This is a genomic window from Micromonospora sp. KC213, assembly GCF_004348325.1.
Lineage (GTDB): Bacteria > Actinomycetota > Actinomycetes > Mycobacteriales > Micromonosporaceae > Micromonospora.
Map to the genome: position 1 here is coordinate 1 of NZ_SMKF01000243.1, position 6,633 is coordinate 6,633.

The following is a 6,633-nucleotide window of genomic DNA, read 5'->3' on the forward strand; positions in this document are numbered from 1 at the left end:
AACGCCAGCGCGTGGGTCAGCACGTACAGCAGGTTGTAGCGGACCACGGCCGCCACCGGTCCCTCGCCGACCATGCCGAACGGGGCGAACCCGAGCAGGGTGTCGGAGTAGGCGTAGGTGTACGGCTCGGGGAAGAACGTGTTCGAGTGCCAGACGCGCGCCGGATCGGTCGCCATGGCGTGCCCACCCCAGGCGATCTGCCACGCCTGCAACGTGGGGTCGCCGGTGTCCTGCGGAAGGGTGCCGGCCGGGTCGCGCAGCGTCGGCCAGGTCATCGCCACGGCCAGCAGCAGCGCGACCAGGACGACGAGGGTCCACTCGTGCCGCGCCGCCCGCCACGACCCGCGGGCGGCGCGGCGGGCCACCCTCCGAGCCCGCTTCACGTCCATCCCCCCTCCCGACCGGTCGCCAGATCGTGTCACCCCCGTCGGGCGAGGGCGACTCACCCCCCGCGGCGGCAGCCTCGCAGTCGGCGGGACGTCCGCCCGCCACGCCCGACCCGGAAGGGAGTACGCGCATGGCCACCGCGACCAGCGTCACCCGCACCGACCAGGACCTCCGCAACGACGTGCTCGACGAGCTGACCTGGGATCCCCGGGTGAGCCCGACCGGGGTGGGGGTGATCGTCACCGAGGGCGTGGTGACGCTGACCGGCTGGGTCGACAGCTACGCGGCCAGGTGGGCGGCGGAACGGGCCGCGCACCGGGTGGCCCGGGTGCGGGCCGTCGCCAACGACCTCGGCGTGCGGATCGCCCCGTCGGCGCAGCGCACCGACGCGGAGATCGCCCTGGCCGCCGAGCGGGCCCTGGAGTGGGACGCCTTCGTGCCGGTGGAGAACCTGGAGGTGACCGTCGCCGACGGCTGGGTGACGCTGCGCGGCCCCGTCGAGTGGGAGTACCAGCGCCGGGCCGCTGAGCGGGTGGTGGGGCGGTTGACCGGCGTACGCGGGGTGAGCAACGGGATCACGGTGCAGCCGGCGAGCCGGCCCGGCGGCGACGAACTACCCGAGCGGATCGTCGACGCGCTGGTCCGCAGCGGCGCCACCGAACCGGACCGGGTCAGCATCCAGGTGTACGGCGACACGGCGGTCGTCGACGGGCAGGTGCACTCGGTGACCGAGCGGGACGAGGTGGAATGGATCGTCTGGTCCGCCCCCGGCATCCGGGAGGTGCACAACCACGTCACGGTGGCCGGCTGAGGCCCCCGGGCCACGCCGGGGACCACCCGGGGCGGGTGATCCGCTCTCACCCGCCACGGCGGCACGCTGGGCTCATGACCGATTCCGACGGACTGCCCGGGTCGCGGCAGGCGGTGGCCGGATGATCACGCCGTTGCAGGTCACCGCCCGGCTGCGGGTGCCGGTGGATGACACCGACCACGTCCGTGGGCCGGCGGACGCGCCGGTCACCGTCGTGCAGTACGGCGACTTCCAGTGCCGTTACTGCGGGGCGACGCACCAGAACCTGGCCGAGATGCTGCGTCAGCGGGCCGACGTCGTCCGTCTGGTCTACCGGCACTTCCCCATCGCCAACGTGCACCCGTACGCGGAGGCCGCGGCGGAGGTCGCCGAGGCGGCCGGGCGGCGGGGCCGGTTCTGGGCGATGCACGACTGGCTCTTCGAGCACCAGGACCAGCTCGACCCGGTGCACCTGTCGCTCGGCGTGGAGCAGCTCGGGTTGCCGCCCGACGAGATCGGCGCGGAGGTCGAGCGCCAGGCGTACGCCGACCGGGTGCGCCGCGACTTCGTCGGCGGGATCCGCAGCGGGGTGAACGGCACTCCCACCCTGTTCGTCAACGACGCCTGCCACGAGGGCGGGTACGACCTGCCGGAGCTGCTGACAGCGGTGGACGCGGCGGCCAGCGGCTGACCGTGCGCCGCCCGCCGAGGCTCAGATCAGGCGCAGCTCGCGGGCCCGGCGGACCGCCTCGCGGCGGCGGGTCGCGTCGAGCTTGCGGTAGATGTTGCGTACGTGGGTCTTCACCGTGTTGACCGACAGGGACAGCTCGCTGGCGATCTCCACGTTGGACAGGATGCTCTGCAGGTAGCGCAGGACGGTCAGCTCCCGCTCGGTCAACGGCTCGTCCAGCGCCCGGACCGCCCCGTCCGGCCCCGACTCAACCGGTTCCCCGGCCCCCCGCAGCAGGTCACTCACGGTCGGCCAGTGTGCCGTGCCGGAATCGAGGTGCGCGGCGAGCAGGTCCCGCACCGCCGGCTCGGCGCGGGTGAAGACCCGCCGGTGGCCCTCCGGCGCGGCAAGGTCGAGCACCCGTTCCAGCAGCCGGCCCGCACGCCGGTCGTCGCCGTGCTGTCGGGCCAGTACGGCGTCCAGCACCCCGGCGGCGAGGCGTACCGGCAGCGGCCAGGCCTCGGCGGCCGGGCCGTCCCATTCCGGCAGGGCGTACCCGGCGGCCCGGGTGTCGCCGGCCCGCAGCTCCACCCGGGCCAGCGCCAACGCCAGCACCGGTGCCGGGTCGGGTTCCCGGGCCCGGTCAACGAGCAACCCCCGGGCGGTGTCCACGTCTCCCTGCTCGCCGCGCAGGCCCGCCTCCAGGGCGAGCAGCCGGTCGCCGAGCCCTCCGTCGGGCGGTCCCTGCATCCTCGTCCCGGCCACCAGTTGGGTCGCGGCGGCGGCCTGGTTGGCGTCGCGCAGCAGCGCGGCCCGGCACAGCGTCGCGGCGGCGGCGGCCGTCGGCTCCCCGGCGACCGCGCCGGTGAGCGCCAGCCGGGCGGCGACCTCCTCCGGCTGATCGCGGTACAGGGCCACCAGCGCCAGCGCCAGGTGGGCGTGGGCGCACTCGAGGCGGCTCGACCAGCCCTGGCACGGCGGCAGGTCCAGGGCCGCCCGGGCGGTCCGCTCGGCGGCCCGCAGCTGCCCGGCCAGGGCGTGCAGCAGGGCCAGCCGGGCGGCGCAGACCAGCACCGTACGCGGCCGGCCGCTGTGCCGCGCGGCGTCGTACGCCTCGGTGAGCCGGACCGTCGCGGCCCGCAGGTCGCCCTCGGCGAGGTCGGTCAGGCCGAGCGCCGTCCCGGCCACCGCCCGTACGTCGGCGTCCTCGCCGGCCCGGGTCCGCGGATCCGGTGCCGGGGCACCCGCACCGCCGCCAGCCGGGCCGGCCGGGCCGGACGGGGTGGTGGTGGCGAGCAGCCGAGCCGCGGCGGCGCGTACCTCCGGGTGGTCGCCGGCGAGGCGGGCCAGGGTGAGCTCCAGGGCGGTGGCCAGCCGGCGGAACCGGTCCCGGCGCGGGGCGGGCAGCGACCCCGCCGCCGCCACGGCGTCGCGCAGCCGCGCGGCGGCGGTCTCCGCGTCACCGGCGTACGCCCGCTCGGCGGCGCAGGCCAGGCCCAGCTCCGGGTCGCGGCGGACCGCCTCCGCCGCAGGCGGCGCGGGTGCCGGGCCGGTCGGGGCCTCCCGGTCGTACGGGACGAGTTCCGGCCAGTCGGTGAGCAGCAGTCCGGTGGCCCGGTCCCACTCGCCGCCGGCCAGCGCGTGCCGCAGCGCCTCGGCCGGGCGGTCCTGGTCGGCGTACCAGCCGGCGGCCCGCCGGTGCAGGTCCCGCCGGTCGGGCTCGTCCAGCCCGCCCAGCTCGTCGCGGAGCAGGTCGGCCAGCAGAGGATGGGGCCGGTACCAGGGCGGGTCGCTGTCGTCGGTGTGCAGGAAGCCGCCGTCGCGGGCCAGCTCGGCCAGCACCTGCCCGCCGTCGCCCCGGCCGGTCAGCACGTCGGCCAGGTCCGCCCGCACGGCCGGGCTGACCGCGGTACACCGCAGCAGTTCCCGCGCCGTCGACGGCAATCCGTCCAGCACCTCCGCCCGCAGGTACGCGGCGACCTCCGGCTGGTGGCCACCGAACCGGTCGGCCCAGCGTTCCGGGTCGGGGTGGCCGTGGGCGGCCAGCGCGGCGAACCGCAGGCCGGCGGGCCAGCCGCCGGTACGCTCCCGCAGCCGGGTGACCGCCGCGCAGGGCAGCGGGGTGCCGTGCGCGACCAGCAGGTCGGCGACCTCGTCGACGGTGAAGGCCAGCTCCTGCGGGCCGATCTCGGTCAGCTCTCCGGCCAGCCGCAGCCGGTGCAGCGGCTGCGGCAGCTCGCCCCGGGTCCCGGCGACCAGCCGCAGCCGCCCGTCGGTGTGCCGCAGCAGGAACTCCAACCCGGTCAGCGCGGCCGGGTCGGCGACCCGGTGCAGGTCGTCGAGGACCAGCAGCACCGGCTGCTCACGGGCGGCCAGCGCGGCGGCGAGCGGTTCCAGCTGGTCGGGGCACGGGGTGCTGGGCGGTACGGGCGGCCCGGATGTCCACCCGGGCGTGCCGCGCAACGCCGCCGCCAGGTACGCCCACAGCCGTTCCCCGCTGTCGCCCTGCTCGGCCTGTACCCAGGCCGGTCCGGGCGGTGCCGCGAGCGGGTCCGGCCGGGCCACGGCGTCGCCGGCATCGTCGCGGTGGTCGCCGCCGGCCCGTGCCCACGCGGCGAGGAGGGTGGTCTTGCCCCAGCCGGCAGGGGCCCGCACCAGCGTGACCGGGCCGGCGGTGCCGGCGTCGAGGCGGTCGGCCAGCCGGGGCCGCCACAGCAGCGGCTCCGGCAGGGCCGGCGGGGTGAGCCGGGAGGCGAGCAGCGGCGGCTCCGGGTGCGCCTCGGTGATCCGGTTGCTGCTGCGGCTCTGCGGCATCGGTGCCACCCCCGTCGGACGCGTTCCTTCCCCGGTCGCCGGCGGTTACCCCGCGCACGCCGGTTCACCCCTTCGGGGGGAGCCCGGTTCACCCGGACCGGGCCGGGGTGCAGACTCGGTGGATGCGCCACGACCGTTCGTACGACCTTGTCCTGTTCGGCGCGACCGGCTTCACCGGTGGTCTGACCGCCGAGTACCTGGCCCGCCGCGCGCCGGCCGGGCTGCGCTGGGCGCTGGCCGGACGTAACCCGACGAAGCTGGCGGCGGTCCGCGACCGGCTCGCCGACATCGACCCGGCGCTGGCCGAGCTTCCGCTGCTCGCCGCCGACGTCACCGACGCCGCCTCCCTGCGGGCGGTGGCGGACAGCGCCCGGGTGGTCGCCACCACCGTGGGACCGTACGTGCACCATGGGGAGCCGCTGGTGGCCGCGTGCGCGGCGGCGGGAACCGACTACGTCGACATCACCGGCGAGCCGGAGTTCGTCGACCTGATGTACGTGCGGCACCACGCCGAGGCGGTCCGCACCGGGGCCCGACTGGTGCACGCCTGCGGTTTCGACTCGATCCCGCACGACATGGGCGTCTGGTACACCCTCAAGCAGCTGCCCACCGACGGGCCGGTGACCGTCGACGGTTTCGTCCGGGCTGGTGGGAAATTCTCCGCCGGGACGTACCACTCGGCGCTGATCGCGTTCTCCCGCATGGCCGAGACGAGCCGGGCGGCGAAGGCCCGCCGGGCGGTGGAGCCCCGTCCACCGGGTCGCCGGGTCCGCGCGGTGCCGGGCAGGGTGGGCCGTTCGACGGAGATCGACGGCTGGGTGGTGCCGCTGCCCACCATCGACCCGCAGGTGGTACGCCGGTCCGCTGCCGCCCGCCCCGAGTACGGCCCGGACTTCCGCTACCGGCACTTCGCGGCGGTGAGGCGGCTGCCCACCGTCGTCGCCGCCGGCGTCGGCATGGCCGGGCTGGTCGGGCTGGTGAAGCTGCCGCCGACCCGGCGCTGGCTGCTCGGCCGGCTCTCCTCCGGGCAGGGGCCGAGCGCCGAGGAGCGGGCGAGGTCGTGGTTCACGGTCCGCTTCGTCGGTTCCGCCGGGGGCCGTACGGTGCAGACCGAGGTGGCCGGCGGCGACCCGGGGTACGACGAGACCGCCAAGATGCTCGCCGAGTCGGCGCTCTGCCTGGCGCTGGACGATCTGCCGCCCACCTGCGGTCAGGTCACCCCGGTCACCGCGATGGGCGACGTGCTGCTGGGCCGCCTGGTGGCGGCGGGCCTGACGTTCCGGATGGTGGCACAGCGGGGTTGACCGGTGCGCTTGACCCTCGACCTGGTTGAGGCGGCAGGATTCCCGGGGTGGAGAGCGAACTGCGCAGCATCGGCGAGCTGGCCCGCGCCAGCGGCCTGACGGTCAGCGCCCTGCGCTTCTATGACCGGTGCCAGGTGCTGACCCCCGCCCTGGTCGACCCGGCGACCGGCTACCGCTGGTACACCGGGGAGCAGGTGGCGCCGGCCCGGTTGGTGGCCGGGCTGCGCCGGGTGGGGCTGCCGTTGGCCGAGATCGGCCTGGCGCTGCGGCACCGGCACGAGCCGGCGGTGGTCGGGCGGCTGCTCGACGCGCACCTGCGTCGGCTGGAGGACGGCCTGGCCGACGCCCGCCGGGAGCTGTCCCGGGTGCGTGCCCTGCTCGGGCCCGAGGAGGGCACGGCGACGACGCGGGTGCTGCTGTCCCGCGCGGCACTGGCCGCCGCGGTCGACGCCGTCCGCTTCGCGGTGGGCGACGACCCGGGTTTGCCGGTGTTGTCCGGCGTGCTGTTCGACGTCGAGCCCGACGGCGTACGGCTGGTCGCCACCGACCGGCACCGGCTGGCGGTGGCCCGCGCCGCCGGGACGGTCGACGGGCCGGCGGCGCGAGCGTTGCTCCCGGTCGCCGCCGTCGACCGGATCCGGACCCTGCTGTCCTCCCGGGCCGAAGCC

General features: G+C 76.6%; 5 protein-coding genes and 1 pseudogene. 4 read left to right on the forward strand and 2 right to left on the reverse strand.

Annotation, left to right across the window (positions count from 1 at the left end):
- Positions 1–389 (reverse strand): annotated as a pseudogene (locus E1166_RS28505) (hypothetical protein); the annotation flags it as partial.
- Between the two features lie 128 nt (positions 390–517).
- On the opposite strand from E1166_RS28505, the gene E1166_RS28510 reads away from it, so the two are divergent.
- Together E1166_RS28510 and E1166_RS28515 are read left to right on the forward strand one after the other, a co-directional pair.
- The gene (locus E1166_RS28510) at positions 518–1,198 is read left to right on the forward strand and encodes a BON domain-containing protein (protein WP_132342969.1); all 681 of its coding nucleotides are present in this window, start codon (positions 518–520) and stop codon (positions 1,196–1,198) included.
- Positions 1,199–1,319: 121 nt separating this feature from the next.
- Entirely contained in the window at positions 1,320–1,868 is a 549-nt protein-coding gene (locus E1166_RS28515; protein ID WP_132342970.1) for a DsbA family protein, read from the forward strand.
- A 21-nt stretch (positions 1,869–1,889) separates the two neighbouring features.
- On the opposite strand, the gene E1166_RS28520 is transcribed toward E1166_RS28515, so the two are convergent.
- Positions 1,890–4,661, reverse strand: coding sequence for a LuxR C-terminal-related transcriptional regulator (locus E1166_RS28520; protein ID WP_132342971.1), 2,772 nt, complete (start codon positions 4,659–4,661; stop codon positions 1,890–1,892).
- Between the two features lie 122 nt (positions 4,662–4,783).
- Here E1166_RS28520 and E1166_RS28525 point away from each other — a divergent pair, with 122 nt between their 5' ends.
- The gene (locus E1166_RS28525) at positions 4,784–5,965 is read left to right on the forward strand and encodes a saccharopine dehydrogenase NADP-binding domain-containing protein (RefSeq protein WP_132342972.1); all 1,182 of its coding nucleotides are present in this window, start codon (positions 4,784–4,786) and stop codon (positions 5,963–5,965) included.
- Positions 5,966–6,024: 59 nt separating this feature from the next.
- Positions 6,025–6,633: MerR family transcriptional regulator (locus E1166_RS28530; RefSeq protein ID WP_243710570.1), on the forward strand; the 609-nt coding region annotated here is incomplete at its 3' end.